The 25,511-nt window shown below is 64.8% G+C and carries 27 protein-coding genes; 10 read left to right on the plus strand and 17 right to left on the minus strand.

All coding sequences use genetic code 11. The features are described 5' to 3' along the window. Positions 1-155: 155 nt before the first annotated feature. Together ACFWP0_RS29170 and ACFWP0_RS29175 are read right to left on the minus strand one after the other, a co-directional pair. Positions 156-1,472 (minus strand): PQQ-dependent sugar dehydrogenase, encoded by a 1,317-nt coding sequence (locus ACFWP0_RS29170; RefSeq protein WP_377848186.1) that lies wholly within the window; start codon positions 1,470-1,472, stop codon positions 156-158. Between the two features lie 67 nt (positions 1,473-1,539). Continuing rightward, positions 1,540-1,857: a PepSY domain-containing protein gene (locus ACFWP0_RS29175; RefSeq protein ID WP_377848188.1), complete on the minus strand. Its 318-nt coding sequence runs from the start codon at positions 1,855-1,857 to the stop codon at positions 1,540-1,542. A 194-nt stretch (positions 1,858-2,051) separates the two neighbouring features. Here ACFWP0_RS29175 and ACFWP0_RS29180 point away from each other — a divergent pair, with 194 nt between their 5' ends. The 3 genes from ACFWP0_RS29180 to ACFWP0_RS29190 are packed head-to-tail and all read left to right on the plus strand — an operon-like array spanning position 2,052 to position 4,440. After that, positions 2,052-2,399 (plus strand): PepSY domain-containing protein, encoded by a 348-nt coding sequence (locus tag ACFWP0_RS29180; protein WP_377848190.1) that lies wholly within the window; start codon positions 2,052-2,054, stop codon positions 2,397-2,399. Next, complete coding sequence (locus tag ACFWP0_RS29185) at positions 2,399-3,061, plus strand: response regulator transcription factor (RefSeq protein WP_377848192.1); 663 nt, start codon at positions 2,399-2,401, stop codon at positions 3,059-3,061. Before ACFWP0_RS29180 ends, ACFWP0_RS29185 begins: the two co-directional genes overlap by 1 nt. Further along, positions 3,058-4,440: a sensor histidine kinase gene (locus tag ACFWP0_RS29190; RefSeq protein ID WP_377848194.1), complete on the plus strand. Its 1,383-nt coding sequence runs from the start codon at positions 3,058-3,060 to the stop codon at positions 4,438-4,440. The genes ACFWP0_RS29185 and ACFWP0_RS29190 overlap by 4 nt, the downstream gene beginning before the upstream one ends. Positions 4,441-4,455: 15 nt before the next feature. Here ACFWP0_RS29190 and ACFWP0_RS29195 read toward each other — a convergent pair whose 3' ends face one another. The 4 genes from ACFWP0_RS29195 to ACFWP0_RS29210 form a co-directional block, all read right to left on the minus strand. Further along, positions 4,456-4,884 (minus strand): universal stress protein, encoded by a 429-nt coding sequence (locus tag ACFWP0_RS29195; RefSeq protein ID WP_377848196.1) that lies wholly within the window; start codon positions 4,882-4,884, stop codon positions 4,456-4,458. Positions 4,885-4,899: 15 nt separating this feature from the next. Further along, the gene (locus ACFWP0_RS29200) at positions 4,900-5,325 is read right to left on the minus strand and encodes a universal stress protein (protein WP_377848197.1); all 426 of its coding nucleotides are present in this window, start codon (positions 5,323-5,325) and stop codon (positions 4,900-4,902) included. A 92-nt stretch (positions 5,326-5,417) separates the two neighbouring features. Further along, a complete protein-coding gene (gene murI, locus ACFWP0_RS29205) occupies positions 5,418-6,236 on the minus strand; it encodes a glutamate racemase (RefSeq protein WP_377848199.1) in 819 nt (272 codons plus the stop codon). A 40-nt stretch (positions 6,237-6,276) separates the two neighbouring features. Then, entirely contained in the window at positions 6,277-7,197 is a 921-nt protein-coding gene (locus tag ACFWP0_RS29210) for a LysR substrate-binding domain-containing protein (protein ID WP_377848201.1), read from the minus strand. Between the two features lie 126 nt (positions 7,198-7,323). Between ACFWP0_RS29210 and ACFWP0_RS29215 the strand changes: the two genes are divergently transcribed. From ACFWP0_RS29215 to ACFWP0_RS29225, 3 genes are read left to right on the plus strand one after another with little or no spacing between them, the layout of a single operon-like run. Then, positions 7,324-7,899, plus strand: coding sequence for a chromate transporter (locus ACFWP0_RS29215; protein ID WP_377848203.1), 576 nt, complete (start codon positions 7,324-7,326; stop codon positions 7,897-7,899). Beyond that, positions 7,896-8,420 carry a chromate transporter gene (locus ACFWP0_RS29220; RefSeq protein ID WP_377848205.1) on the plus strand — a complete coding sequence of 175 codons (525 nt, stop codon included), beginning with the start codon at positions 7,896-7,898 and terminating at the stop codon, positions 8,418-8,420. The genes ACFWP0_RS29215 and ACFWP0_RS29220 overlap by 4 nt, the downstream gene beginning before the upstream one ends. A gap of 33 nt (positions 8,421-8,453) precedes the next feature. Beyond that, positions 8,454-9,143 (plus strand): DUF1345 domain-containing protein, encoded by a 690-nt coding sequence (locus tag ACFWP0_RS29225; RefSeq protein ID WP_377848207.1) that lies wholly within the window; start codon positions 8,454-8,456, stop codon positions 9,141-9,143. Positions 9,144-9,243: 100 nt separating this feature from the next. On the opposite strand, the gene ACFWP0_RS29230 is transcribed toward ACFWP0_RS29225, so the two are convergent. Continuing rightward, positions 9,244-9,897: a hydrolase gene (locus ACFWP0_RS29230; protein WP_377848209.1), complete on the minus strand. Its 654-nt coding sequence runs from the start codon at positions 9,895-9,897 to the stop codon at positions 9,244-9,246. Between the two features lie 152 nt (positions 9,898-10,049). Here ACFWP0_RS29230 and ACFWP0_RS29235 point away from each other — a divergent pair, with 152 nt between their 5' ends. Beyond that, positions 10,050-10,991: a LysR family transcriptional regulator gene (locus ACFWP0_RS29235; protein WP_377848246.1), complete on the plus strand. Its 942-nt coding sequence runs from the start codon at positions 10,050-10,052 to the stop codon at positions 10,989-10,991. Positions 10,992-11,011: 20 nt separating this feature from the next. Here ACFWP0_RS29235 and ACFWP0_RS29240 read toward each other — a convergent pair whose 3' ends face one another. Next, positions 11,012-11,398 (minus strand): VOC family protein, encoded by a 387-nt coding sequence (locus ACFWP0_RS29240; protein WP_377848210.1) that lies wholly within the window; start codon positions 11,396-11,398, stop codon positions 11,012-11,014. Between the two features lie 524 nt (positions 11,399-11,922). Next, a complete protein-coding gene (locus ACFWP0_RS29245; RefSeq protein ID WP_377848212.1) occupies positions 11,923-12,423 on the minus strand; it encodes an Lrp/AsnC family transcriptional regulator in 501 nt (166 codons plus the stop codon). Positions 12,424-12,509: 86 nt separating this feature from the next. On the opposite strand from ACFWP0_RS29245, the gene ACFWP0_RS29250 reads away from it, so the two are divergent. Next, positions 12,510-13,685, plus strand: coding sequence for an MFS transporter (locus ACFWP0_RS29250; protein WP_377848213.1), 1,176 nt, complete (start codon positions 12,510-12,512; stop codon positions 13,683-13,685). A gap of 335 nt (positions 13,686-14,020) precedes the next feature. Here ACFWP0_RS29250 and tetR read toward each other — a convergent pair whose 3' ends face one another. Then, on the minus strand, positions 14,021-14,635 hold the full coding sequence (tetR, locus tag ACFWP0_RS29255; RefSeq protein ID WP_377848215.1) for a tetracycline resistance transcriptional repressor TetR: 615 nt from the start codon (positions 14,633-14,635) through the stop codon (positions 14,021-14,023). Between the two features lie 99 nt (positions 14,636-14,734). Between tetR and tet the strand changes: the two genes are divergently transcribed. After that, positions 14,735-15,937 (plus strand): Tet(A)/Tet(B)/Tet(C) family tetracycline efflux MFS transporter, encoded by a 1,203-nt coding sequence (gene tet / locus ACFWP0_RS29260; RefSeq protein ID WP_377848216.1) that lies wholly within the window; start codon positions 14,735-14,737, stop codon positions 15,935-15,937. Positions 15,938-15,975: 38 nt separating this feature from the next. Here the strand turns inward: tet and ACFWP0_RS29265 are convergent, their stop codons facing one another. Then, complete coding sequence (locus ACFWP0_RS29265; protein WP_377848217.1) at positions 15,976-16,593, minus strand: MSMEG_1061 family FMN-dependent PPOX-type flavoprotein; 618 nt, start codon at positions 16,591-16,593, stop codon at positions 15,976-15,978. 100 nt (positions 16,594-16,693) lie between these two features. Between ACFWP0_RS29265 and ACFWP0_RS29270 the strand changes: the two genes are divergently transcribed. After that, a complete protein-coding gene (locus ACFWP0_RS29270; protein ID WP_377848219.1) occupies positions 16,694-17,485 on the plus strand; it encodes an AraC family transcriptional regulator in 792 nt (263 codons plus the stop codon). A 339-nt stretch (positions 17,486-17,824) separates the two neighbouring features. Here ACFWP0_RS29270 and ACFWP0_RS29275 read toward each other — a convergent pair whose 3' ends face one another. The 6 genes from ACFWP0_RS29275 to fdhF all read right to left on the minus strand — a co-directional run bounded on the left by ACFWP0_RS29275 (position 17,825) and on the right by fdhF (position 25,501). After that, on the minus strand, positions 17,825-17,995 hold the full coding sequence (locus ACFWP0_RS29275; RefSeq protein ID WP_377848221.1) for a hypothetical protein: 171 nt from the start codon (positions 17,993-17,995) through the stop codon (positions 17,825-17,827). Positions 17,996-18,449: 454 nt separating this feature from the next. Then, entirely contained in the window at positions 18,450-19,568 is a 1,119-nt protein-coding gene (locus ACFWP0_RS29280) for a methyltransferase (RefSeq protein ID WP_377848222.1), read from the minus strand. A 140-nt stretch (positions 19,569-19,708) separates the two neighbouring features. Further along, positions 19,709-21,376, minus strand: a complete 1,668-nt coding sequence (locus ACFWP0_RS29285; RefSeq protein WP_377848224.1) for an OFA family MFS transporter — start codon at positions 21,374-21,376, stop codon at positions 19,709-19,711. Positions 21,377-21,499: 123 nt separating this feature from the next. Beyond that, a complete protein-coding gene (locus ACFWP0_RS29290; RefSeq protein WP_377848225.1) occupies positions 21,500-21,757 on the minus strand; it encodes a formate dehydrogenase subunit delta in 258 nt (85 codons plus the stop codon). Positions 21,758-21,775: 18 nt separating this feature from the next. Beyond that, a complete protein-coding gene (gene fdhD / locus ACFWP0_RS29295) occupies positions 21,776-22,597 on the minus strand; it encodes a formate dehydrogenase accessory sulfurtransferase FdhD (protein WP_377848227.1) in 822 nt (273 codons plus the stop codon). A 27-nt stretch (positions 22,598-22,624) separates the two neighbouring features. Next, complete coding sequence (gene fdhF / locus ACFWP0_RS29300) at positions 22,625-25,501, minus strand: formate dehydrogenase subunit alpha (protein ID WP_377848228.1); 2,877 nt, start codon at positions 25,499-25,501, stop codon at positions 22,625-22,627. Positions 25,502-25,511: the final 10 nt, after the last annotated feature.

The raw sequence follows: 25,511 nt of genomic DNA on the forward strand, positions 1-25,511 counted from the left end.
CAGCCGACATAATCCCCCCACTTTTTATTATTTTTTAGATTAATAATGCACCCCCCGGTATATTTTTGTCGCGGGTGGTTAAAATTTCGCCCCCGCTTGGGTTGTTCGGGCAGTTTTTTCGGAATGATTTACGCATCCGCGAAGATGGCCTTCGGCTAAGGCTGCGCGCTGACGCGCCAGATCACGTTGCCCACATCGTCGGCCACCAGCAGGCTGCCCTGTCCGTCGACCGCCACGCCGACCGGCCTGCCTTGCGCCTGCCCGCTTTCGTTGAGGAATCCCGTCAGCACGTCGCGGGCGGGCCCGCCGGGCTTGTTCTGGTCGAAAGGCACGAAGATCACCTTGTAGCCGCTGCGCGGATCGCGGTTCCACGAGCCGTGCTGGCCGACGAACATGCCGCCGGCATAGGGCTCGGGCAGCCTGGCGCCGGCCGACCAGGCCAGGCCCAGCGAGGCGGTGTGCGGACCCAGCGCGTAGTCGGGCACGATGGCGCGGGCGACGAGCTCCGGCCGCTGGGGCTCGACCCGGGTGTCGACGTGCTGGCCGAAGTAGCTGTAAGGCCAGCCGTAGAAGCCGCCGTCCTGCACCGAGGTCATGTAGTCGGGCACCAGGTCGCTGCCCAGCTCGTCGCGTTCGTTGACGGCCGTCCACAGCGTCTTGCCGTCCGGCGCCCAGGCCATGCCGACCGGGTTGCGCAGGCCCGTGGCGTACAGGCGCTTGGCGCCGCTGGCCACGTCCAGTTCCCAGATGGCGGCGCGGCCTTCCTCGATGTCCATGCCGTTCTCGCCCACATTGCTGTTGGAGCCGACGGACACGTACAGCTTGGCGCCGTCCGCGCTGGCAAGCAGGTTCTTGGTCCAGTGGTGGTTGATGCCGGCGGGCAGGTCGGTGACTTTCACGCCGGGGGCGTCGATGCGGGTCTGGCCGGTTTCGTAGGGAAAGCGCATGACGGCGTCGGCATTGGCCACATAGAGCTGCTGCCCGATGAGCGCCATCCCGAAGGGGGAATTCAGGCCTTCCAGCAGCGCGGTGCGCGTTTCGGCCACGCCGTCGTGGTCGGCGTCGCGCAAGAGCGTGATGCGGTTCGCGCTGACCGTCTTGGCGCCGGCCCGCTTCATTGCCATGCCGGTGGCCCACTCCTTCAGGCCGCCCGAGGCTTTCTCGGGCTTGGGCGGCGCGTTGGTCTCGGCCACCAGCACGTCGCCGTTGGGCAGCACGTACAGCCAGCGCGGATGGTCCAGTTCTCCGGCAAAGGCGTTCACCGCCAGGCCGGCGGCGGCCACGGGGTGCGCGCCCGGGGGCCAGCCGACAGCCTTGGCTGTGTTCACGGTGGGGATCAGGGTGGTGTTGGGGGGCGGAAGCTGGGGGTTCGGGCCCATGCCGGCCTCGACCGGCAGCTTGGCGACTTCGCCGCAGGCGCTGAGCGCGGCCAGCATGAGGCTGGCCGCCAGCGGGATACGCAGGATGTGCATGATGCGACTCCAGGGCAGTCTGTCTGTCCCATCATACTCACGCGGGCCTCCCGCCGCCCGCCCGGCCTCAATCGTCGAAGCGGCTGCGCGTGACCGCGCCGGATTGCGGGTCGACCCGCAGCTTGACGCGCTGGCCCTGCGGGTCGTAGGCCTTGACCTCGTAGCCGTGCTTGCTGGAACGCTCGATCTCGGAGATGTTGCGGTAGCCGGCGGCTTCCATCTTGTCGTAGACCTGGCGGATCGTCAGCATCGGGGCGGCGGCGGCGGGCGCCGTGGCGGCCGCCGCCGGGGCCTGCGAGGCGGCCTGCGCGAAGGCCGGGGCGCCGGCGCCCAGTGCGCAAGCGCCGATTGCCAGGGCTGCCAGGGTTTTCTGAATGCGCGTCATGGTGGATATCTCCTTGGGATTTCAGGGGTGGTTCAGGCCGTTGCTACGACCCTGTGGCCATTATTGGGGGGCGCGCATGAACCTGTTCTGAAGCCGCCGTTCATGCGAGGTTCATCCATTGCGCGGTATAAAAGACGCTCCTTTCCTCCCCCTTTCATCAAGAGGCCCGGCATTGCGGCACCCCGGAAAACAGCATGAACCTGCGTAGGCGCGGCGGCATCCTGCTGTCTTGCTGCGCGCTTGCGCTGGCGCTGGCCATCGGGCCGGGCAGCGGCCGGGCCGATGAAAGCGATCACGAACGCGCGCGCCAGGCCTTGCAGGCCGGCAAGGTGCTGCCGTTGGGGGCGGTGCTGGACATCGTCGAGCGCGAATTTCCCGGACAGGTGGTCAAGGTCGAATTCGAAGAAGATGACGACGAATTCATCTACGAGATCCGCGTGCTGCAAAGCGGCGGCGGCATCCTCAAGCTCAAGATCGACGCGCGCGACGGCACGGTGCTGTCCGTCAAGGGCCGCGACATCAAATTCAAGAGCAGGGACTGATGCGCATACTGGTGGTCGAAGACGAACCCACGCTGGCCGGACAGCTCGCCGATGCGCTGCGCGGCGCGGGCTACACGGTGGACACGGCCGCGGACGGCGAATCGGCGCGCTACGTGGGCGATGTGGAAGCGTTCGACGCAGTGGTGCTGGACCTGGGCCTGCCGGTCATGGACGGGCTGACGGTGCTGAAGAAATGGCGCGCCGCCGGACGCAATATGCCGGTGCTGATCCTGACCGCGCGGGACAGCTGGTACGAGAAAGTGGCGGGCATCGACGCCGGCGCGGACGACTACCTGGCCAAGCCATTCCACATGGAAGAACTGCTGGCGCGCGTGCGCGCGCTGCTGCGCCGAAGCACAACGCATGCCAGCGCGCAGTGGCGCTGCGGTCCGCTGATGCTGGATACGCGGCAGGCCAAGGTCACCATCGACGGCCAGGCCCTGAACCTGACCAGCCATGAATTCAAGGTGCTGGCGGTGCTGATGCAGCGGGCGGGCGAAGTGGTGTCGCGCACGGAACTGACCGAGCACATTTACGCGCAGGATTTCGACCGGGACTCCAACACCATCGAGGTGTTCATCGGCCGCCTGCGCAAGAAGCTGCCGCCCGACACCATCGAGACCGTGCGCGGACTGGGCTACCGGCTGGCGGCGCGGGAATGAAGGCGGCGCGGGCGGGCGGGACGGGGTCGCTGCGGCTGCGGTTGCTGGCAGGCACGCTGGCGTGGATCGTCTTGTCGGTGGCGCTGGCCGGCTGGGGCCTGGCCAGCCTGTTCCGGCAGCACATCACCCAGCAATTGCAGTCCGAATTGACGCTGCACCTGAACCAGCTCACCGCCGCGGTCAACGTCGGCGCGGACGGACGCCCCGTTGTCGCTCCGCCGCTGAGCGATCCGCGACTGGAGCAGCCCCTGTCGGGCCTGTATTGGCAGATCGACCGGCTGCCCGACGGCTTGCGGCCCGCCGCGGCGGGCGTGGCGCGTTCGCGTTCATTGTGGGATCAGACGCTGGATGCGCCGACGCGCGTTGCGGCCGAGGGCGACCAGGCCCAGGATATCGCCGGGCCCGAGGGGCGCGAGCTGGCCGCGCTGACGCGCGTGCTGAAGCCGGCCGAAGAGGACGCCGCGCCCCTGCGCCTGATCGTGGCCGCCGACCGCCAGGTGCTGGCCGAACCCATCGGGCGCTTCAACCGCATGCTGGCGATCGCGCTGGGGGTGCTGGCGGCTGGGCTGACGCTGGCGGCGGTCGTGCAGGTTGTCGTGGGCTTGCGGCCGCTGGCCCGCTTGCGGCGCCAGTTGGCCGCACAGAATGCCGGCGGCAGCAGCCGTATCGAAGGCCGCTTCCCCAGCGAGATCCAGCCGCTGGTCGACGATTTCAACAAGGCGCTGGCGATGAACGCCGAGATCGTCCAGCGCGCGCGTACGCAGGCCGGCAATCTGGCGCACGCGGTCAAGACGCCGCTGACCATCCTGGCCAATGCCGCGGCGCGCGAAGACACGGCGTGGGCGGCGCTGGTGCAGGAGCAGGTCGGCGCCGCCAATCGCCAGATCGACCATCATCTAGCGCGCGCCCGCGCTGCGGCCTCGTCAGGCGCCGCCGACGGGCGCACGCCGCTGCCGGAGCCGGTGCAGGGGCTTTTGCGGGTCATGCGGCGCCTGTACGCCGAGCGCGGCTTGCGCATCGAGGCGGCGGACTTTCCGCCTGGCCTGGCGTTCCGAGGCGAATCGCAGGATCTGCAGGAGATGCTGGGCAACCTGCTGGACAACGCCTGCAAATGGGCGGAAAAGCAGGTGCGGATCTCGGCGACCCAGGCCGGTCCGGGCCGGCTGCTGATCCACATCGAGGACGACGGCCCCGGAATCGAGGACCACGAACGCGAGCACATCTTCCTGCGCGGCGTGCGCGTGGACGAGCAGCGGCCGGGATCCGGGCTGGGCCTGGACATCGTGCGCGACCTGGCCGGCACCTACGGCGGAGAGGTGCGCGCCGATCGCTCCGAGCTGGGCGGGCTGAGGGTGTCGCTGTGGCTGCCGGCCGCGTAGGGCCGGCGCGCCGCCTTATTTCACCAGCGTGACCGGCGCCTGCGCCAGCTGCACTACCTGATTGGCCACGGACCCGATCAGGATGTTGGCCAGCGTCCCGTTGCCGCGCGTGCCCATGACGATGCGGGCGCAGCCGTGGTCTTGCGCATAGCCGGCGATTTCGGTTGCCGCATGCCCAAAGACGACGCCGCTCATGTAGTCGACGCCGGCCGCGTCCAGCAGCTTGCGCGCTTCTTCCATGGCCTCCTGGCCCTCGCGGGCGTAGAACTCGTCGATCATGTCTTGCGTGACCAGGCGCGAGAGGCCGGCGCGTCCGCGCGGCGGCGTCTGGATGTTGATCAGATGGATGCGCGCGGATTTGGCGCCCTGGGCAAGGCGGCGCGCGTGCACGACGGCGCGGTCGGCATTCTCGGAGCCGTCGACGGGGACAAGGATGTTCAGCATGGATGCTCCTTTGCCTTACTTGACCAGGGTGACGGGCAGTTCCGTCAGCGCCAGGACGCCGGTTGCCACGGAGCCCATGAACAATGCCGATACCGAGCCCAGGCCGCGGGTGCCCATGAAAATCTCATTGGCGCCGGTCTCTTCGGCCAGGCGTGCGATCGTTTCCGCCGCGGCGCCCACCTCGATGTGCGTCTCGAAAGGCACGCCCGCCCCGGTCAGCATGGCGCTGGCGGCCTGCAGGGCGGCCTGGCCTTCTTCTTCGTGGTAGGCGTCGATCTCGGCCTGGGCCAGGCGCCGTCCGAGCGTGCCCGCCTTCAAGGGAATCTGGACGGTCAGCAAGTCCACGCGCTCGACCGGGTCATAGCGGCGGGCTTCCAGCAGGGCCTTGACCGCGTTGATGGCCGGCTGCGAGCCGTCGACGGGGATCAGGATGCGTTTCATGGGCGTCTCCTTTCTGGGCTGGCCGCGGGAAGGCGGCGCGTTCCACTGTATTCCATTATTGGCCGGATTGATCCCGTCCCGGATGCGCGGGATCAATCCCGAGGCAGTCCGCGCCAGCGTTCCGGCGTGGCGGCCGCGCCCAGCGGCTGGCCCAGCAGGCGGCTGGCCAGTTCGCCCAGGGCGTTCGCGCTGCCGGTGGTCTCCAGCCGCAGCTCGGCCGGACCTTGCCCGCGCAGCAGGCCGCGTTCCTGCAACTGATGGCGCAGCCGGCGCGCCACGGGCGCGCCGGTCTCCAGCAGCGGCACGCCGGGGCCGGCCGCCGCCTGGATTTCGTCGCGCAGAAATGGAAAATGCGTGCAGCCCAGCACCAGCACGTCCGCGCCGGCCTGGCGCAATTCGGCCACGGGCGCGCGCACGGCGGCCTCGGCCTCGGGGCCGGACAGCACGCCTTGTTCGACCAGCCGCACCCATTGCGGGCAGGGCCTGAGCAGGATGCGCACCTCGGGCGCCTCGCGCTGCGCCAGCGCGGCGAACTTGGGGCTGGCCAGCGTGCCGGTGGTGGCGAAGACGCCGATCACGCCGCTGTGCGTGAGGTGCGCGGCGGGCTTGATGGCGGGTTCGACCCCGATGATGATCAGCGCCGGATGGCGCCGGCGCAGCAGGGCGATGGCGGCGGCGGTGGCGGTGTTGCACGCGACCACCATGGCGCGGGCCTGGCGCGACACGAAATAGTCGGCGATCGCGCAGGCGCGCTGTTCCACGAATTCCTGCGTTTTTTCGCCATAGGGCACGTGGGCGGAGTCGGCCACGTACAGCAGCGGTTCGTGGGGCAGGGCGTCGCGGATGGCGCGCAGCACGCTCAGGCCGCCGACGCCGGAGTCGTATACGCCGAGGGGGGATTCGGAAAGCATGGCTGGGAGGAGAATGCGGATTGCCGGGAAGTGTAGCGCCCTACGCCTCGGACGCTGCCCGGTGCCGCCGCACCTCGTCGATCAGCTTGGTGGTGGCGCCGGATAGGGGGGCGTCGCGCCAGATCAGGTTCAGCGGGGCGCGCAGCTCCGCCGGGTGAGTCACGCTCACGTACACCACGCCCTCGATGTTCACGCGCCGCAGCGATGCGGGCACCAGCGACACGCCCAGGCCCGCCGCGACGAGGCTCAGCGTGGACAGCATGCGCGGCGCCTCCTGGGCGATGCGGGGGCTGAAGCCCGCGGCGCCGCAAGCCGCGATGATGGCGTCGTACAGGCCGGGCCCGCTGTGGCGGCGGTACAGGATGAGCGACTCGTCGGCCAGTTCCGACAGCGCGATGCGCTTGCGCGACCGTCCCTTGACGGCGGGGTGGTCCGCCGGAAACGCGGCCAGCATGGTTTCCTCCAGCACCGTTTCCACCACCACGCTCCGGTCGGGGCCATAGGGGCCTCGGACGAAGGCCACATCCACCCGGCCCTCGGCCACGGCCTCCATCAGTTCACCGGTGCTGCTTTCCTCCAGGACCAGGCGCACGTTCGGCGCGCTTTCCCGGAAGCGGCGGATGACCGACGGCACAAAGGGGTGGAAGGCCGCGGACCCCGTGAAGCCGACGGTCAGCCGGCCGGCCTCGCCCAGCGACACGCGGCGCACGCCGTCGACGGCCTGGTCCACCAGCGCGATGATGTTGCGGGCGTCTTCCAGCAGCGCGCGGCCGCTTTCCGTGAGCTCCATGCCGCGCGGCAGGCGGTGGAACAGCGTCACGCCCAGTTCCTGCTCCAGCACGCGGATCTGCTGGCTGAGCGGCGGCTGGCGGATGCCGAGCCGGGCCGCGGCCTTGGTCAGGTGGGATTCCTCGGCCACCGCCAGGAAGTAGCGCAGCAGGCGCAAGTCTACGGATGCCATATTCAACCGATATGATTCATTAACTAGTCATATATTAGACATTATCTAGTGCGAAGAGTAGGCTGCAGTCTCGTTATCCACCCCGGCGCCAGCCCCTCCTCACCGGCCCCGGCCGGCAAAAAAAAGATGAATGCAGCACCCCTCACCCCAGAGGCCGGACTTCGGCCTCCCCCCACTTGCGGGCAATTGTTCTACGGATTCCTCATGCTCGGCCTGACGGCGTTCGGCGGCGCCTTGCCGCTGGCGCGCCGCATGGTGGTCGAGAAGCACCGCTGGCTGAGCGGCGCCGAGTTCACCGAGCTGCTGGGCCTGTGCCAGTTCCTGCCCGGCGGCAACATCATCAACCTGTCCGTGGCGCTGGGCATGAAATTCCGCGGCCCGCGCGGCGCCTTCGCGGCGCTGATGGGCCTGATCCTGGCGCCGTCGATCATCGTGGTCATGCTGGGCATGGTGTACGACCGCTTTCAGAACGACCCGCACATCCAGCACCTGTTCGCCGGACTGGCGGCGGCCGCCGCGGGCCTGCTGATCTCGATGGCGGTGAAGATCGGCCTGCCGGTGGTCAAGCGCCGCGACTGGCTGGCCGGCGTCGTGGCCGTGGCCTGCTTCATCGCCATCGCCGTGCTGCGCATACCGCTGCTGCCGACCATGGCCGTGCTGACGCCGCTCAGCATCCTGATGGTCTGGAGGCAACGCCGATGATCCACACGCTGATTGCCCTGGTCCTGATCTTTTCCGAACTGTCGGTGCTGGCCTTTGGCGGCGGCAACACCATCCTGCCCGAGATGCAGCGCCAGGTCGTGGAAGTCCACGGCTGGATGACGGCGGCGGACTTCTCCGCGCTGTTCGCGCTGGGCCAGGCCGCACCGGGCCCCAACCTGATGGTGGTCACGCTGGTGGGCTGGCATGTGGCCGGCTGGATGGGCATGCTGGCCACGACGATCGCCAAGTTCGGGCCGTCCTCGATCATCACCGTCCTCGCGCTGGGATTGTGGGAACGCTTCAAGGACCGTCCGTGGCGCGGCGTCATCCAGGCGGGCATCTTCCCGATGACCGTCGGGCTGGTGGCGGCCAGCGCGGCGCTGATCACGGAGGCCTCGGTGCATACCTGGCTGCTGGGCGCCATCACCGCCGCGGTGGCGCTGCTGGGCAGCGCGACGCGCATTCACCCGCTGTGGCTGCTGTTCGCGGGCGCGCTGGCCGGTTTGCTGGGTATCGGTTAGGGTTAGGGCTCTTGCCCCAGGTAGGAGCCCGCCATGTCCTTGCCGCTCAGGGATGACCCAGCCGGACCCGGATCGCCGTCCGTCGGCCGTTTGCCGTTCTTCCAAGCGCACCGGCGCCTGATGCTGTGCGCCGTCCTGCTGCTGGCCGTGAGCGGCAGCCTGTACGCCTTGGGCCTGTCGCCCAGCCTGGCCATGCTGCTGGGCTTTGACGCCGGAGCGATCGTGTTTTTGTTGCTGACCGCCAGGGTGTTCGGCCAGACCAGCCCGGCCGACATGCGCATGCATGCGAAGCAGCAGGACGTGGGGCGCACCGGCGTGCTGTGGAGCAGCGTGGCGCTGTCCTGCATGGTGCTGGTGGCCTTGTGGGTGGAGCTGGGCGCCGGGAGCAGCGCGGGCGCCCTGGTGGACATGCTGGCCGCCGCCGCGACCATCGTGCTGTCCTGGCTGTACATGAACATGATCTACGCGCTGCATTACGCGCACGGCTATTACGGCCACGGCAACGCCATGCACAAGGGCCTGGATTTTCCGGGCACCGAAGAGCCGGACTACTGGGACTTCGCGTATTTCTCGCTGGTGCTGGGCATGACGTTCCAGGTGTCGGACGTGCAGATCGTCAATCGCCGCTTGCGGCGCATGGCGCTCACGCACGGAGTCATCGCGTTCTTCTTCAATGTGTTCATCATTGCCATCAGCGTGAATGTGGCGGCGGGAAGGGCGTAGGGGGCTGGACGCGGCGTGCAAAGAGGGGGATGACGAGGCCCGGTAAGCAAGCAGCGTGCCCGCAACGCGTCGCCAGAGAACCTCATCATCCCCGCTCAGATCATCGCGCGTTGCCAGGCACGGGCGTATTGAGCAACTGCTGCTCCCACAGGAACGCGATGCCGCTGCCGCCGGCATGCTGCGTGATTACCTCCGTCAGCGCGGCGGCTTGATCGGTCCGAGCCCAGTCGCGCTGCCATTCGGACGCCAGCGCCAGCCACGTCATCATGTTTGCGCCGGCCGCAATCATGCGCTGGATGGCGACCTGATGGGCCTCGGCCGAAACACCACCCGACGCATCGGTGATCACGGTAACGTCCCAGCCTTCGCCGAGGGCATGGATTGTCGGCATCGCGACGCACACCTCGGTCCACAGGCCAGCAATGATCAACTGCTTGCGGCCCGTCGCCTTGACCGCGTCGACCACCTTCTGATCTTCCCAGGTGTTGATGAGCGTACGATCGATCACCTCCTGGCCGGGGAACACCTCCGTGATCTGGGGGAAGAGGAGTCCTCCCCGCTCGGCGATCACCGTCGTCAGGATGGTGGGAACGCCGAAAGCCTTGGCCGCCTTCGCCAGGCCCGCCGTATTGTTGATCACCATCTGCGGTTCGTGGCTGTTCACGTTCGCGAGCTGGTAAGGCTGATGGTCGATCAGAACGAGTACCGAGTCTTCCGGACGAAGAAGCGAAGCAAGGCCGTTACGAAAAGTCATTGATGCATCCTTTGTTGCCGTGGTGGGCGGGATTGGTTTTCAAGGAAACATGCGCCAGCGGCGACGTTGCCTGGATGCAGTATTGCTTTCCCGTGTTCGATGCGGTAGTACCATTCCGTGGCGAGCTGTGTCGCGAAATGGGGAACGCCGAATTGGACATCGAAGAGCTGCAGACATTCGTAGAAGTTGCCGATGCCGGGGGCGTTTCGCCTGCTGCGCTCCGGCTCGGCGTGTCCAAGTCGATCGTCAGCCGTCGGCTCCTTCGGCTCGAAGCGGAACTTGGCGTCCAGTTGCTTGCGCGGTCTACCCGCGGGGCTGCTCTCACGGAAGCCGGAGCCACGTTCCGAGACTATGCAGCCCGAGTCTGCGCCGAGATCGAGGCGGCCAGGGAAACGATCCTGCCCGCCGGCGACCTTCGCGGCCGCTTGCGAGTGGCCGCGCCGCTTTCTTTCGGCCCGACTCACTTCGCTCCCATACTCGCGGAAATGGCGCGACGCCATCCTCAGCTTCACATCCAGACGTGCTACAGCGATCGTTTCGTTGATCTCATCGCGGAGGGCTACGATTGCGCGATACGGGTTGGCTATCTTCCGGACTCCAACTTGATCGCAAGACGCATCGGCCCGATCCATGGGAAGCTCGTCGCGAGTCCGGACTACATCAAGGCGCACGGGTCGCCTGAGCGGCCCGAGGAACTCGTCGCCCATCCCGCCCTCATGCAGGGCACCGAGACCTGGCAATTCCTGGATGGCGACAAGATCGTCACCGTTCGTCCGCAGGGGCGCTTCAAGGCCGACAACGGCACCGCGCTAGTCGCCGCCGCAACCGCAGGACTCGGGATCGCCTACCTGCCCGATTGCCTCACCCATGAACATCTGGCATCCGGCGCGCTCGTGCCGATCATGACCCGTCATCCCCCACCCCCGGCAGGGGCATATGTCATCCGCCCGCCAGGTCAGCATCCCGCACGGAAGATACGGGTCCTCACCGAACTCTTGATCGAGCATTGCGGCCGGTCTGCGCACCCTTCGGGAGCTGCCGCTGTCGTGGACACGACGCAAGGGGCTGCGATCGACGTTCCGAAACGCGCCTGAGCGGAAGGGGCATAACGCGATCAGACGGCGCGGTGGTACACCGCCTCAACGTTGTATCCGTCGGGGTCCAAGATGAAGGCGCCGTAATAGTGCGGGTGATATTGCGGGCGAATGCCAGGCCCGCCGTTATCGCTACCGCCGGCCGCCAGAGCCGCCCGGTGGAAGGCGTCGACCTCGGCGCGGCTGCGGGCCCGAAAGGCCACATGCACGCGTGGGGTGCTGGGCGTGCCCTGGTGAATCCAGAATTCGCCACCCGGGTCGCCGGCGTCGTCGGGCTCGCCAACGCCAAAGCCCATGCCGGTGGGCAACGCCTTGCGTGGTACATAACCGATAGTCGCGAGCGCACTCAGGTAGAACGCCCGGCTGCGCTCAAAGTCACTCACGTGAAGTTCGATATGGTCCAACATGCGCAGCTCCTCCCGAAGGCGGCCGCGGAGGGCCGGGCAGACCAGCATAGGTCAACTGGGCAGGCAAGGGGGCTTCGATTTGCAACGCAGGCCAACGCAACACGCGCTAGCAAATGCAAATGCACATCGTAAAGCGGCCCGGGCGCTCCAGCCCGCGTGTGAGTCAGCGGCGGCGGTGCGAGAGAAAGCACCTTTGCGCAAAGAGCACGCCCACCGGCACTCTCGTCGTTCTTGCGCAGCATCCTTTGATGTCCTGACATACGGGTTCCGAAAGACGTTTGTCGGCTAAACAAACCAGAAGGATGTCAAAACGGAAATGCCCCATCATTGAGGCGCCTGTGCTTGGAGACTGTCCACGTGGCTCGGGGCGGAATGTCCACTGGTCTGCTCGCGGCAACTGCCGCATGCTCGCAGGGAGATCGTTTGGCGCTGCAATCCGAAAACCTCTGGCACATAAAGGGCACTTGCATCGCTCGGACGCGAGCTAACTTTGTGGATGCCGCGATAACCGGCTCGCTTTTGCATCAGCCTGGCGAAGGCCCACGTTCCAAAAATGTGGAAAGGGCAATGTAGCTGCGCACCGATCGGACCCCCTCCAGGCTCTGAATTTCCATCAGCAGGGTCTCCAGCGATTCTGTGTCATTCGCGCGCACCTTGATCAGCAGGCAGCCGTCGCCCGCCACCGTGTGAAGTTCCTCTATTTCAGGCCGTCCAGCCAGTGCCAACAATTGGCGCGTCGCGTTGTAGCTGCTCGTGTCCACCACGAGAAACGTCAGAAGCGTCCTCCCGAGTTTGCAGCCGTCCAGGATAGCCACGGTTCCCTTGATCACTCCTTCCCGCCTGAGCCTCTTCACTCGATCATGTACCGCGGGTTTGGAGAGGTGAACGATTTCGCTGAGGTCGGCGTAGCTTCGCGACGCATCCTGGGCGAGCGCACCTAAAATTTTTCGGTCAATCGCGTCCAGTTCCGCGGGTTTGTGCCGAACTTGCCGAACTGCGTCTGCTTCTTTCTGCTGTTGTGTCATTTCGATTTACGTCCGAATTTTGTCTCTCATAAAATGAATATAACCGAACGACGTTCGGAAGATACATTGTAGAAAGGAATCGATTTATGCCAGTAGCACTGTTTGCGCTGGCGATTGGCGCGTTCGGGATTGGTCTCACCGAATTCGTCATCGCCGGCATACTTCCCCAGATTGCCCAGGATTTCGGTGTCGAAATTCCCACAGCGGGCCTCATGGCAACCACATACGCCCTGGGCGTCTTTATCGGAGCACCCATCCTGACCGTGCTGGGCGCAAAGGTCCCGAGAAAGAAGATGCTGCTCGGCTTGGCAATCATCTTTACGTTGGGCAATGCGCTCACCGCCCTTGCTCCTACCCTGCCTATCGCGTTGGCCGGCCGCATCCTCACAGCCTTCAACCACGGCACATTCTTCGGCATCGGGTCAATCATCGCTGCATCGCTTGTCGCAAAGGACCGCCAGGCGAGCGCGATCGCCTTCATGTTTTCAGGCCTGACCATGGCGAATTTGTTCGGCGTGCCCGCCGGCACCTGGTTAGCTCAGGTCTATGATTGGCGACTGGTTTTCTGGCTGATCGCCGCGATCGGTCTTATTACCGCTATCAGTGTGGCGCTGCTTGTTCCGCGGATCGAGGCAGGAAAAGCGATCGCACTGAAAACGGAGCTTCGGGCCTTCATGGACTCTCAAGTGCTGTTGGCCATGGGAATCACCGTATTCGGCCCGGCAGCTTTTTTCACATCCATCACCTACATCGCCCCAATGATGATCGAGGAAGCAGGCTTCTCAGACGCAGGCGTGGCGCGGCTGATGGTGCTTTTCGGTCTGGGCTTGGTTGTAGGGAACTGGATTGGTGGCCGCTTCGCGGACCGTTCCCTGTTTGGGACGCTCTTCGTGACGCTCGCCGGGCAGGCCGTAGTCCTACTCGTCTTTTGGGTGGGTGTAAGTAGCGGTGCCGTCGCTTCCATCTCCGTCTTCCTCATGGCCGCATTTGGGTTCGCAACTGTCTCCCCGATTCAAAAGCTAGTCATGGACCGAGCCAACAGCGCCGGCGCCCCTACTATGGCGGCGTCCGTGAACATCGGCATGTTCAATCTTGGAAACGCCATCGGTGCCTGGGTCGGCGGTGCGACGATCGCGGCTGGATTCGGATTCGCGTCTCCGAACTGGGCGGGCGCAATACTCTCGCTGATCGCTCTAGGCCTAGCTGCTATGGCTTGGGCGAGCGCCGGCCGGAAGTATGCTGCTGTGGCTGCTGAATGTTGAAGTGATAAGGGCGGGAAACGCTGCATATACCGCGCGTTTTGCTTCCGTGCGCGCCGAATTCGCCTCATAGAAACCGGCGATATTCCAGCACGATTTCCGCCGCGACCGATTTCCGATCCTGAACGGTGGACCGCCAGCGTCTCCCACCGGCCACGCTGGCGTGGCATGTATTTTGCGTTTAGCTTTGGGGTTGGCCCACGTCCTCAGCCATATCCCTGTTGGACTCCGATTCTAGGTCCGTCGTTCGGATCGCTGCCCCGGTGATCCAGGGGACCGCTTCTGGTCGGTTGTGGCCGCTCGAACGGAAATCCAGGACGAATGCCCCCGGGGCAAGATCAGCACTTCGTCTCCAGACCGGTGATGATGGTCGCAAGGCCGTATTCAAAAACGGCATCGGGCCCACCATCGTCGAAGGCTTGTAAAGCCGCCGCGAGAAGCGGCGCCACCTGCAATTGCGCCTCCGGCTTGGAAACCCCACGATTGTGCGCGTCGGCCTCGCCGGCCTGCTGTTCAAGCACGGCTCCGACAGTAAAACAACTGATCGTTATCATCGCGTAGGCTGCGTCGGCGGGCGTGAATCCGGCCTTGCAAAGGAAGCGCAATTGCGCTTCCAGCGCATTGAATTGAGGTTCGCTCGGGCGAGTGCCAGCGTGGATGCGGGCGCCGTCGCGGTAGGCGAGCAATGCACGCCGGAAGCTGCGGGAATTTCCTTGGAGAAATGAGCGCCAGCTGTCCTCAGGCCTAGGCAAGGAGTGCGTGTGATTCTCGAGCAGAATCGCCTCGGCCAATTGATCCAGCAAGGCGCGCTTGTTCTTGAAATGCCAATAGAGCGCGGGTTGCTGGACCCCCAGGCGGTCTGCCAGTTTGCGCGTGGTCAGCCCATCCATGCCGACATCGTTCAGTAGCTCTAGGCCGGCTCGGATCACGACATCCGGCTGCAATTTGGTCACGTTAGTCTCCTGCCGGTCCTTGATAATTTATCAATGATAAATTATCTTCTTGGAAGAAATTATCAATGATAAAGAACTTCGTTTACTGTGGGAACCAATGTGAAGTCCGGAAAGGCCCTCGTTGTGGTGCTGAGCACTGTGACGTTAGACGCTGTGGGTACAGGTTTGGTCATGCCCGTATTGCCCGCGCTCTTGCGCGACCTGGTCCACGCGAACGACATCACGGGCCATTACGGCGTCTTGCTCGCGCTGTATGCGCTGATGCAATTCATTTGCGGCCCGATGCTTGGGGCACTGTCCGACCGTTTCGGGCGGCGGCCAGTTCTTCTCATGTCTTTGGCCGGTGCCTCCATGGACTACCTGGTCATGGCAACGACCTCGTCTTTATGGATCCTGTATATCGGGCGGATCGTGGCTGGCGTCACTGGCGCGACCGGCGCAGTGGCAGGCGCTTACATCGCGGACATAACGGAGGGCGACGAACGCGCCCGCCGGTTCGGGCTGATGAGCGCCTGCTTCGGTCTAGGCATGGTCGCGGGCCCAGTGATAGGCGGGCTCATGGGCGGCGTCTCCCCGCATTTGCCCTTCTTTGCCGCCGCGTTCTTGAACGGCCTGAATTTTCTAATGGGCTGCTTCCTATTGCGGGAATCGCACGTGGGCAAGCGGCAGCCCATAACCTTCAAGGCACTCAATCCAGTCGCATCGTTCCGATGGGTGCGTGGAAAGACAGTAATTGTCTCCTACATGACCATCTTCTTCATCATGCAGTTCGTCGGCCAAGTGCCGGCGACCGTTTGGATAATCTTCGGCGAAGACCGCTTTCGGTGGGATGCGGGGGCTATAGGCCTTTCGCTGGCCGCATTTGGTATTTTGCACGCGCTTATTCAAGCGGTGGCAACGGGCCCGCTCTGCGTCCGGTTTGGGGAAAAGCGCGTGCTTATCTTGGGGGTCGCTGCCGATGCCATCGGCTACGTCCTACTGGCCTTTGCAACCAGAGGATGGATGGCATTTCCGATCATGGTGCTGCTTGCGTCTGGCGGTATCGGGATGCCAGCGCTGCAAGCGATGTTGTCTGCGCAAGTGGAGGGGGAGCGCCAGGGTCAGCTTCAAGGCACCTTAGCAGCACTCGCCAGTTTGACGTCGATCATGGGCCCCCTGTTCATCGCCGCCATTTACACGGCTTCGATGAATGGCTGGAACGGGTGGGTGTGGATCGCCGGAGCCGCGCTCTATCTCGTGTGCGTAGGTCCATTGCGCCGTGAGTCAGGGACCGATAGCCGTACAGTCCGCCAGTCAATTTAATGTAACGCTCACTGGTTTACTTAAGGTTTTCGCATGGGTTAATACAGATCATTGCGTATAGATTTGTAATAACCCTCGTCCACTTGTTGCGTCATGTCGGCCCCAGCACCCGTCATCGCGGCAACAATCTGACCTGGCGTAGGGACTTGGTCTCGTTCTATTCGTGACGATTCTGCCCAAAGCTGCGCCCGGTTAATCGCCTTTCCGCAATGGAATAGCACTTCGTCAATTCTGACAACGACTGCGCATTTTGGTGTCTTGTCTTTTTCCTTCAACACTTCAAGCAATTCTTCGTCCGTGTTGATGGCCGCATGGCCGTTGATGCGTATAAACACTTCGAGTCCTGGGAAAAGAAAAAGCATGCCAATGCGGTCATCCTCAACAAGATTTGTCAGCGACGCTATGCGGTTATTTCCAGGCCAATCAGCAAACGCAATGTGCTTGTCATCGAGGACGTGTACAAAGCCGGGAGGACCACCGCGCGGCGATGCATCCAGTCCGTCGGCACTACCGGTAGCCACACAGAAAAAGGTTGCAACATCAAGGTACCGACGATGGAATGGCATCAACTGCGGCAGCACTCCTTTAGTAATCCTCTCCGAGGGCGGATCATATATCTGTGCCAGCTGGGCGATATCGGTCAGTTGTTTGGACATTTTTGTGCTCGCATTTAAGAATCTGAGGCGAAGCATATGGCCAATAACGGTGGGGGTGATAGACTACTTATGCCATTAAATAGCTCAATTACGCCAATCCGTGTCATCAATCACTTTTATCGATAAGTTGGACCAGGCGCGCTTTGTAGATGGAAGTAATCCACCATTGATTGCAGTGGCCGGCAGTGAAAGCTCATCCCGAGAGTCTGGCCCACATCACCACCCAAGCGGGCAGCTGTTCGGTTTGTTATCTGGCCTGCTGAGCGTGCATACGCACATGGGGACTTGGGTTGTGCCATGTTCCCGTGGGGTATGGATTCCACCATCGGTGACACATGAAGGTCGCTCGCATGGCGCATTCAATGGATGGACTGTCTATGTATCACCCCAATCCAGTATTGGCCTTCCCAAGGAGCCGCGCGTAATTGAAGTGAGCCCTCTGCTACGTGAGGCTGTACTCCGTGCCGGCGACTGGGAAATGGGCGTGTTAACACCGAGCCAACTGCGTTTGGCTCAAGTCATACTGGATGAAATTGGAGAATCCACAGTGGACACGTTCTGGCTTCCCATGCCTGCGGATAGTCGATTGCAACGTATCGCAATTGCGCTCACCGAACAACCTGCTGATGAACGCTCGTTAGAAGAGTGGGCATTTTGGGGGCATATCACTCCGCGCACGCTGAGCCGAAAGTTTGTGGATGAAACCGGACTTACCTTCACCGCGTGGCGACAGCGGACACGCTTGCTGCGTGCATTGGAGCTCTTGGCTGCCGGAAAATCGGTGACAACAATCGCTCTTGAACTTGGCTACGACAATGTCAGTGCCTTTATTGCGCTATTCAAAAAAACATTTGGTGTCACGCCCGGACGCTATCTAGCAGAGAACATCTAGAGTTCATGTCCGCCTCTGGCCGGTTGCAAACCTTGGTGGCCGTCCGCGTCCGACTCTGAACCGCCGTTCGGACCGCATGGCATGCTTCCATAAATCTGTGCGTGCCATTTGCCAATGAAGCGAAATCAGCCGCCCCGGCAGCGTTTTTGACGATGGCTGAGTTATGTACTTTGAGCCGCCGGCTGCGCAGGGGGTATACCAGACAGTTCGGCTTGCCGCGAGCAGACATGAAGCGAGGTGTCTGCACTGGAGCAGCTCGACGATCTGGACGAGAGCATCCGACACGGCTACCCCCTCTGCATCGAACACCTCGATCAGGACGTCCCAACGAGGTCTCCACTACGGTGCTTTCATCTCCTTTTCCTTCTCCTTGTCCTTTTTTTCTCCATCGTAATGGGACTTGATGGCGAGAAACATGCCCGTGCCCAACACGAGGAGCTTGAACGTACCGAAGACTACAGGGACCCAAAAATTCATCATTTCCTCAAAACGCTGCTTCAGCAGCTTCATTTGCCACTCGTCGGCCAGGCAAAGATAAACGAACGATAGCCGTGAGGGCCACGAAAAGCATCAGCCCGATTCCGACGAGTGTGAGATCACGCTGCTCGATTCCACCTTGCGCTCTGGGGAGTTTCCCATGCCTTCATCTAGTGGTTGCTTAAAAAAATGGCAACGCTGAAAAAGGTTGGGAGAGGGGAGAGTGAGCGCCATACTCCCTATAGGCAGTCAAATTTTACCGCCAAGCTCCATACAAATTGTTGAACTGTTCGATCCGGACGGACTCGACATGCGCCCTCGGCCACTGGGTCGGTCTTACACAGAGCCGTCAGCCCTGGCTGACGGCTCATGGCCGAAACCGGGCCGTCGTGACCCGTCTACATCGCGGCCGCTTCAACACATCGCGCCAGAGAAATGACGCTTTCCCCGCGGACAGGCCCCAGGGGAAAGCAAACGCACTCCGCGATCAGGCCGCGGCCAATCTCCACAAGGACGTCACTTCCTTCGAACGCGCCGCATACAGCGGGTCGTTCGCGTCCTTGGCGCGGCCGTGCGTGGGGCGCGTGTCGATGCGTTCGATGACGCGCAGGCCAGCCTGGTCGATCATTTCCAGCAGCTGCTCGCGGGTCCGCAAGCCCAGATGTTCCGCCAGGTCCGACATGATCAGCCAGCCTTCGCCATTGGGCGTCAGATGCGCGGTCAGACCGTTGAGGAAGCCCCGCAGCATGCGGCTGTCGGGGTCGTAGACGGCGTGCTCGACGGGCGAGCTGGGGCGGGCGGGCAGCCACGGCGGGTTGCAGACGACCAGCGATACCCGGCCCTCGGGGAACAGGTCCGCTTCGACGATGTCGACCTGCTTGGACAGGCCCAGGCGCTCCAGGTTTTCGCGGGCGCAGGCCAGCGCGCGGGGATCCGTGTCGGTGCCGATGACGCGCTTGCCGCCGCGGCGCGCCAGCACGGCTGCCAGGACGCCGGTGCCGGTGCCGATATCGAAGGCCACGCTGCCGCGCGGCATCGGGGTGTTCGCCACCAGATCCACGTATTCGCCGCGCAGCGGCGAGAACACGCCGTAGTGCGGGTGGATGCGGTTGTTCAGGGCGGGGATCTCCACGCCCTTCTTGCGCCATTCAAAGGCGCCGATCAGGCCCAGCAGTTCGCGCAGCGACGCCACGTAGGGCTCGTCGGCAGGGCCGTGCGCTTCTTCGCAGGCTTGCCGGGCGTCTGGCGCGCGGCGCAGCGAAATGCCGTGCCCGGCGTCGAACGGAATCAGCAGCATGCCCAGGATGCGGGCGCGTTGCGACTGCACCTGGCGATGCTGGTTGAAGGCTTCCAGCAAGGTGTCCACGGGTTTGCGCGGGCGCTTGTCGACGCGCCGGGTCATGGCTTGCAGCAGCTGGCGCGCGTTCTGGAAGTCGCCGCGCCACAGCAGGCCGACGCCTTCGCAGGCGTAGCGATAGGCCGTGTCCGCGGTCAGCGTGTCGTCCGCCACCACCACGCGCTTGGGCGGCGTGGCGCCGGTTTCGGAGCGCCAGCGGGCGGAACGGGGAGCGTCTTGTTCTTCCCAGTGCAATTCAGGGGCGGTCAACGTGTCGCTCCAGCAAGGACGGGGGGACGGGTCAGGATCATTGGAAGGGGATAAAAAGAAAGGGCGCGGGCTGCCAATGTAGCAGCTTCGCGCCCTGGGGCGGCGCGCGGCACGCGAAGCGCCGCGGCCGGCGGGCCGGGTCAATGGAACAGGACGACCGCCTTCTGCAGCGTGATCCAGATGCCCCAGGCCAGCGGGATGCCCACGCAGGCCCAGGCGAACGCGATCAGCGCGGGCGGGGTGCGGAAGGTCGAGGTGCCCACGCCATGGGTTTCGGCGGCCACCGCGCGTTCGTGCGCCAGCGCCTTTTCCTGGGCCAGTTCCTCGTCGGTCATGAAGTACTTGCGGTTTACCGGGCGGATCGCCAGGTTGCACAGGAAGCCCAGCACCAGCATGCCCGCCAGGATGTACATGGTGATGTCGTACACCTGCGCGCGCGGCACGCCGATGGACAACTGGTACTCGCGAATGTAGTTCACCAGCACCGGACCGAAAATGCCGGCCGCGGACCACGCCGTGAGCAGGCGGCCGTGGATGGCCCCCACCATCTGCGTGCCGAACAGGTCGGCCAGGTAGGCGGGCACCGTGGCGAAACCGCCGCCGTACATGGACAGGATGACGCAGAACGCGGCCACGAACAGTGCCAGGGCGCCGATGTGCGCCGTCCAGGGAATGGCGGAATACAGCACGAAGCCCAGCACCAGGAAGACAAAGTAGGTCATCTTGCGGCCCAGCTTGTCCGACAGGCTGGCCCAGAAGAAGCGTCCGCCGATGTTGAACAGGCTGAGCAGGCCGGTAAAGCCCGCGGCAATGGCGGCGATGGCGGCGAGCTGTTCCTTGTCGAGCTGCGCGAAGCCCAGTTCGGGCTTGTTGATCAGGCCGCCGCCGAACACTTCCTGCAGCAGCGGCGAGGCCATGCCCAGGATGCCGATGCCCGCCGTCACGTTCAGGCACAGCACCAGCCACACCAGCCAGAACTGCGGCACGCCCCAGACGCGCTTCACGTGGACGTGGCCCTGGGTGATCATGGCGTTGTTGGCATGCTTGGCGGGGGCCGTCCAGCCTGCGGGCTTCCAGCCGGTGGGCGGCACGCGGTAGCCCAGCGCGCCCGACATCATGAAGATGAAATACACCACCGCCATGGTCAGGAAGGTCTGCCACACGCCCGGCGAGGTCGGCGTGGCGAAGTGGCGCATCAGCAGGTCCGCCAGCGGCGCGCCGATCATGGCGCCGCCGCCGAAGCCCATGATGGCCATGCCGGTCGCCATGCCGCGGCGGTCCGGGAACCACTTGATCAGCGTGCTGACCGGCGAGATATACCCCAGGCCCAGGCCGATGCCCCCGATGACGCCCGACCCCAGCCACAGCATCCACATCTGGTGCAGGTACACGCCGATGGCCGAGATGACCAGCCCGCCGCACCAGCACAGCGCCGACACCACGCCCGCCTTGCGCGGACCCGCGCGTTCCAGCCAGCCGCCCCACAGCGCGGCCGAGCACCCCAGCAGCACGAAGAACAGGGTGTACATCCACCCCATGGTCGAGATCTTCCAGTCGCAGCTGGTGGTGAACAGCTCCGCCGCGAGGCTCATGTCGGCGGGGCAGGCCAGCGGCTTGGTCCCGCCCACCACCTTGGACAGCGGCAGCCAGAACACGGAAAAGCCGTAGGCCATGCCGATGCAGAGGTGGATGGCCAGGGCGGCCGGCGGCACGAGCCAGCGCGAGAAGCCCGGCCCGGCGATGGTGCGTTCTTTGTCGAAGAAACCCGGCCTTGAGCCGGGCAGGTCCAGGGTGGCGCTACTTTCCATGATGTCTCCTCAGGGGTGCGGCTTTATAGCGTGCGTGGACCTCAAAATGGATCCCGCCGTCTCTTTTATGAATCTGTCGCTGCGATGCTGCTGTGCTGAATACGGAGTAGCGGGCCCGCCGCGCTACTCCACGCGGGCAAGCGGGGTCAGGCGCTGGCGATGCTGCGTCACCGCCGCCAGCACCAGGGGGTGCAGCCGTTCTTCCCCGGCGTCGCCGTCGGGGCACTGCGCCAGAAAGCCCAGCAGCTCGTTGCGCATGCGCGGCTCCCAGAACTTGTGGATATGGTTGGCCACGCCCTCCAGCGCCTCGGGCCGGTCCGGCATGGCGTCGAAGAACTGGCCGATGCGGTTGGCCATGCGGATCAGGTTGACGATTTCCATTGCTTGCTTGCGTCCGGTTCAGGTGATGATGCGTTCGGGATGGGAGTACAGCGTGGCGCTGTCTTCGCGCAGGAATCCCAGCAGGGTGACGTTGGCGTCGGTGGCCAGGCGGATAGCCAGCGCGGTCGGCGCCGACACGGCGGCCAGCACCGCGACGCCGGCGGCGGCGGTCTTTTGCACCATCTCGAAGCTGGCGCGGCTGGACACCAGCACGATGCCGTCGCCCGCGTGCATGGCCTGGCGGGCCAGCGCGCCGACCAGCTTGTCCAGCGCGTTGTGCCGGCCCACGTCCTCGCGGACCAGCGCCACGGCGCCGTCCGCGCCGGCCCAGCCCGCGGCGTGCGTGGCGCCGGTGATGTCGTGCAGCGCCTGGCGCGCGCGCATGTCGCGCATGGCGGCCAGCACCGCCTGGATGCGCGTGGGCGCGCCGTTCGTGACCGGCGCCACCGGGCGCAGCACTTCCGGCAGCGTTTCCACGCCGCACAGCCCGCAGCCGGTGCGTCCGGCCATGGCGCGGCGCCGGGTTTTCAGGCGCACCTCGCAGGCGGTGGAGATTTCCAGCTGGACCACGATGCCGCCGCACTGGGGCAGGATGTCGATGCCGCGCACGTCGCTGACGTTGTCGATGATGCCTTCCGACAGCGAAAACCCCACGGCGAAATCTTCCAGGTCCGCTGGCGTGGCCAGCATGGTGGCGTGGCTGATGCCGTTGAATTCCAGCGCCACCGGCGTTTCCTCGGCCACGTAATCGGCCTCGGCATGCGCGGCGATGGCGCCCGCCCGCACGCGGGTGACCTTGGTCTGCGTGCAGTCGGGGCGGGCGGATGTCGGCGTAGGCATGGGATCCCTGGCGGTTCTGGCTGGCGGTTACTTCCCGGTCAGCGCCGCCTCGCTCTCGCGCGAGCGTTCGCGCAGGAGCTTTTGCTGGATGTCCGCAAAGCGCGACCACTGGCGCTGCCATTCCGACGGCTGGGACACGCGCGTGACCTGCACCGCGGTGACCTTGTATTCGGGGCAGTTGGTCGCCCAGTCGGAACTGTCGGTGGTGACGACGTTGGCGCCGGACTCGGGAAAGTGGAACGTGGTGTATACCACGCCCGGCTGCACCCGGTCGGTCAGCGTGGCGCGCAGCACGGTCTCGCCCGCGCGGCTCTGGATGCCCACCCAGTCGCCCTCGGCCACGCCGCGGTCCTCGGCGTCCTGCGGATGCAGCTCCAGCACGTCCTCGCCATGCCACATCACGTTGGGCGTGCGCCGGGTCTGCGCGCCCACGTTGTACTGCGACAGGATGCGGCCCGTCGTCAGCAGCAGCGGGAAGCGGCGCGTGCTGCGCTCGTCAGTCGGCACGTATTTGGTGATCATGAACTTGCCCTTGCCGCGCACGAACTGGTCGATGTGCATGATGGGCGTGCCTTCGGGCGCGTCGTCGTTGCACGGCCATTGCAGGCTGCCCAGCTTGTCCAGCTTCTCGTAGCTGACGCCGGCGAACGTGGGCGTCAGGCGGGCGATCTCTTCCATGATCTCGCGCGGGTGCTTGTAGTTCATGGGATAGCCCAGCGCATTGGACAGCGCCACCGTCACTTCCCAGTCCGACTTGCCGTTCTTGGGCTCCATCACCTTGCGCACCCGCGAGATGCGGCGCTCGGCGTTGGTGAAGGTGCCGTCCTTTTCCAGGAAGGACGAGCCGGGCAGGAACACATGCGCGTACTTGGCCGTTTCGTTCAGGAACAGGTCCTGCACCACGATGCATTCCATGGCCGCCAGCGACGCCGCGACGTGCTGCGTGTTGGGGTCGGACTGCACGATGTCCTCGCCCTGGCAGTACAGGCCCTTGAACGATCCGCCCAGCGCGGCTTCGAACATGTTGGGGATGCGCAGGCCCGGTTCGGGCTGCAGCGTGACGCCCCAGTCCTTCTCGAACTGCGCGCGCACCGTGTTGTCCGAGATGTGGCGGTAGCCGGGCAGTTCATGCGGAAACGAGCCCATGTCGCACGAGCCCTGCACGTTGTTCTGCCCGCGCAAGGGGTTCACGCCCACGCCTTCGCGGCCGATGTTGCCGGTGGCCATGGCCAGGTTGGCAATCGCCATGACGGTGGTCGAGCCCTGGCTGTGCTCGGTCACGCCCAGGCCGTAGTAGATGGAGCCGTTGCCGCCGGTGGCGAACAGGCGCGCCGCGCCGCGCACGGCCTGCGCCGGCACGCCGGTGATTTCTTCCATGGCCTCCGGCGAGTTCTCGGGCAGCGAGACGAAGTCGCGCCATTCGTTGAACGCCTTGGCTTCGCAGCGCTCGGCCACGAACTCGTCGGCGATCAGGCCTTCGGTGGCGATCACGTGCGCCAGCGACGAGAGCAGCGCCGTGTTGGTGCCGGGCCGCACCTGCAGGTGGAAGTCGGCCTTGACGTGCGGCGAGCTCACCAGTTCGATGCGGCGCGGGTCGATGACGATCAGCCGCGCGCCTTCGCGCAGCCGGCGCTTCAGGCGCGAGGCGAACACGGGGTGGCCGCTGCTGGGGTTGGCGCCCATGACGATGACCACGTCCGTGTGCATGACGGAATCGAAGGTCTGCGTGCCGGCCGATTCGCCCAGCGTCTGTTTCAGGCCATAGCCGGTGGGCGAATGGCAGACGCGCGCGCAGGTGTCGACGTTGTTGGTGCCGAAGGCGGCGCGCACCAGCTTCTGCACCAGCCAGGTTTCCTCGTTGGTGCAGCGCGAAGAGGTGATGCCGCCCACGGCGTCGCGGCCGTACTGGTTCTGGATGCGGCGGAACTCGGACGCCGCGTAGTTGATCGCCTCGTCCCAGGACACTTCCTTCCAGGAATCCGTGATGTGCTTGCGGATCATGGGCTTGAGCACGCGCTCCTTGTGCGTGGCGTAGCCCCAGGCGAAGCGGCCTTTCACGCAGGAGTGTCCGCGGTTGGCCTGGCCGTCCTTCCAGGGCACCATGCGCACGACTTCCTGGCCCTTCATCTCGGCCTTGAAGCCGCAGCCCACGCCGCAGTAGGCGCAGGTGGTCACGACCGAGTGCTCGGCCTGGCCCATCATGATGACGGTCTTTTCCTGCAGGGTGGAGGTCGGACAGGCCTGCACGCAGGCCCCGCAGGACACGCATTCGCTGTCCAGGAACGGCTGGTCCTGGCCCGGCGACACGCGGGATTCGAAGCCCTTGCCGGAAATCGTCAGCGCGAAAGTGCCCTGGGTTTCCTCGCAGGCGCGCACGCAGCGGTTGCAGACGATGCACTTGGAGGCATCGAAGGTGAAGTACGGGTTGGACTCGTCTTTCTCGGCCTTCAGGTGGTTGGCGCCGTCGTAGCCGTAGCGCACGTTGCGCAGTCCCACCACGCCGGCCATGTCCTGCAGCTCGCAGTCGCCGTTGGCCGGACAGGTCAGGCAGTCCAGCGGATGGTCGGAGATGTACAGCTCCATCACGCCGCGCCGCAGGTCATGCAGCTTGGGGGTTTCGGTGAAGACGACCATGCCGTTCTCGGCCGGCGTGGTGCAGGACGCGGGATAGCCGCGCCGGCCCTCGATCTGCACCAGGCACAGCCGGCACGAACCAAAGGGCTCCAGGCTGTCGGTCGCGCACAGCTTGGGGATGTTGATGCCGGCCTCCGCGGCCGCGCGCATCAGCGACGTGCCTTCGGGGACGGTGATTTCCTGGCCGTCGATGGTCAGGGTGACGGTTTGTTCGGACTCGCGCGCCGGCGTGCCCATGTCGCGGTCGCGCTTGATGACGGTTTCTAGCATGGCGGTCTCG

This window comes from Achromobacter sp. NPDC058515 (genome assembly GCF_042721735.1).
Taxonomy (GTDB): domain Bacteria; phylum Pseudomonadota; class Gammaproteobacteria; order Burkholderiales; family Burkholderiaceae_B; genus Achromobacter.

Bases quoted from the DNA above. Each gene is read 5' to 3' on its own strand.
- ACFWP0_RS29170 (WP_377848186.1), bottom strand. From the start codon at position 1,472: ATGCACATCCTGCGTATCCCGCTGGCGGCCAGCCTCATGCTGGCCGCG.
- ACFWP0_RS29175 (WP_377848188.1), bottom strand. From the start codon at position 1,857: ATGACGCGCATTCAGAAAACCCTGGCAGCCCTGGCAATCGGCGCTTGC.
- ACFWP0_RS29180 (WP_377848190.1), top strand. From the start codon at position 2,052: ATGAACCTGCGTAGGCGCGGCGGCATCCTGCTGTCTTGCTGCGCGCTT.
- ACFWP0_RS29185 (WP_377848192.1), top strand. From the start codon at position 2,399: ATGCGCATACTGGTGGTCGAAGACGAACCCACGCTGGCCGGACAGCTC.
- ACFWP0_RS29190 (WP_377848194.1), top strand. From the start codon at position 3,058: ATGAAGGCGGCGCGGGCGGGCGGGACGGGGTCGCTGCGGCTGCGGTTG.
- ACFWP0_RS29195 (WP_377848196.1), bottom strand. From the start codon at position 4,884: ATGCTGAACATCCTTGTCCCCGTCGACGGCTCCGAGAATGCCGACCGC.
- ACFWP0_RS29200 (WP_377848197.1), bottom strand. From the start codon at position 5,325: ATGAAACGCATCCTGATCCCCGTCGACGGCTCGCAGCCGGCCATCAAC.
- murI (WP_377848199.1), bottom strand. From the start codon at position 6,236: ATGCTTTCCGAATCCCCCCTCGGCGTATACGACTCCGGCGTCGGCGGC.
- ACFWP0_RS29210 (WP_377848201.1), bottom strand. From the start codon at position 7,197: ATGGCATCCGTAGACTTGCGCCTGCTGCGCTACTTCCTGGCGGTGGCC.
- ACFWP0_RS29215 (WP_377848203.1), top strand. From the start codon at position 7,324: ATGAATGCAGCACCCCTCACCCCAGAGGCCGGACTTCGGCCTCCCCCC.
- ACFWP0_RS29220 (WP_377848205.1), top strand. From the start codon at position 7,896: ATGATCCACACGCTGATTGCCCTGGTCCTGATCTTTTCCGAACTGTCG.
- ACFWP0_RS29225 (WP_377848207.1), top strand. From the start codon at position 8,454: ATGTCCTTGCCGCTCAGGGATGACCCAGCCGGACCCGGATCGCCGTCC.
- ACFWP0_RS29230 (WP_377848209.1), bottom strand. From the start codon at position 9,897: ATGACTTTTCGTAACGGCCTTGCTTCGCTTCTTCGTCCGGAAGACTCG.
- ACFWP0_RS29240 (WP_377848210.1), bottom strand. From the start codon at position 11,398: ATGTTGGACCATATCGAACTTCACGTGAGTGACTTTGAGCGCAGCCGG.
- ACFWP0_RS29245 (WP_377848212.1), bottom strand. From the start codon at position 12,423: ATGACACAACAGCAGAAAGAAGCAGACGCAGTTCGGCAAGTTCGGCAC.
- ACFWP0_RS29250 (WP_377848213.1), top strand. From the start codon at position 12,510: ATGCCAGTAGCACTGTTTGCGCTGGCGATTGGCGCGTTCGGGATTGGT.
- ACFWP0_RS29265 (WP_377848217.1), bottom strand. From the start codon at position 16,593: ATGTCCAAACAACTGACCGATATCGCCCAGCTGGCACAGATATATGAT.
- ACFWP0_RS29275 (WP_377848221.1), bottom strand. From the start codon at position 17,995: ATGAAGCTGCTGAAGCAGCGTTTTGAGGAAATGATGAATTTTTGGGTC.
- ACFWP0_RS29285 (WP_377848224.1), bottom strand. From the start codon at position 21,376: ATGGAAAGTAGCGCCACCCTGGACCTGCCCGGCTCAAGGCCGGGTTTC.
- ACFWP0_RS29290 (WP_377848225.1), bottom strand. From the start codon at position 21,757: ATGGAAATCGTCAACCTGATCCGCATGGCCAACCGCATCGGCCAGTTC.
- fdhD (WP_377848227.1), bottom strand. From the start codon at position 22,597: ATGCCTACGCCGACATCCGCCCGCCCCGACTGCACGCAGACCAAGGTC.
- fdhF (WP_377848228.1), bottom strand. From the start codon at position 25,501: ATGCTAGAAACCGTCATCAAGCGCGACCGCGACATGGGCACGCCGGCG.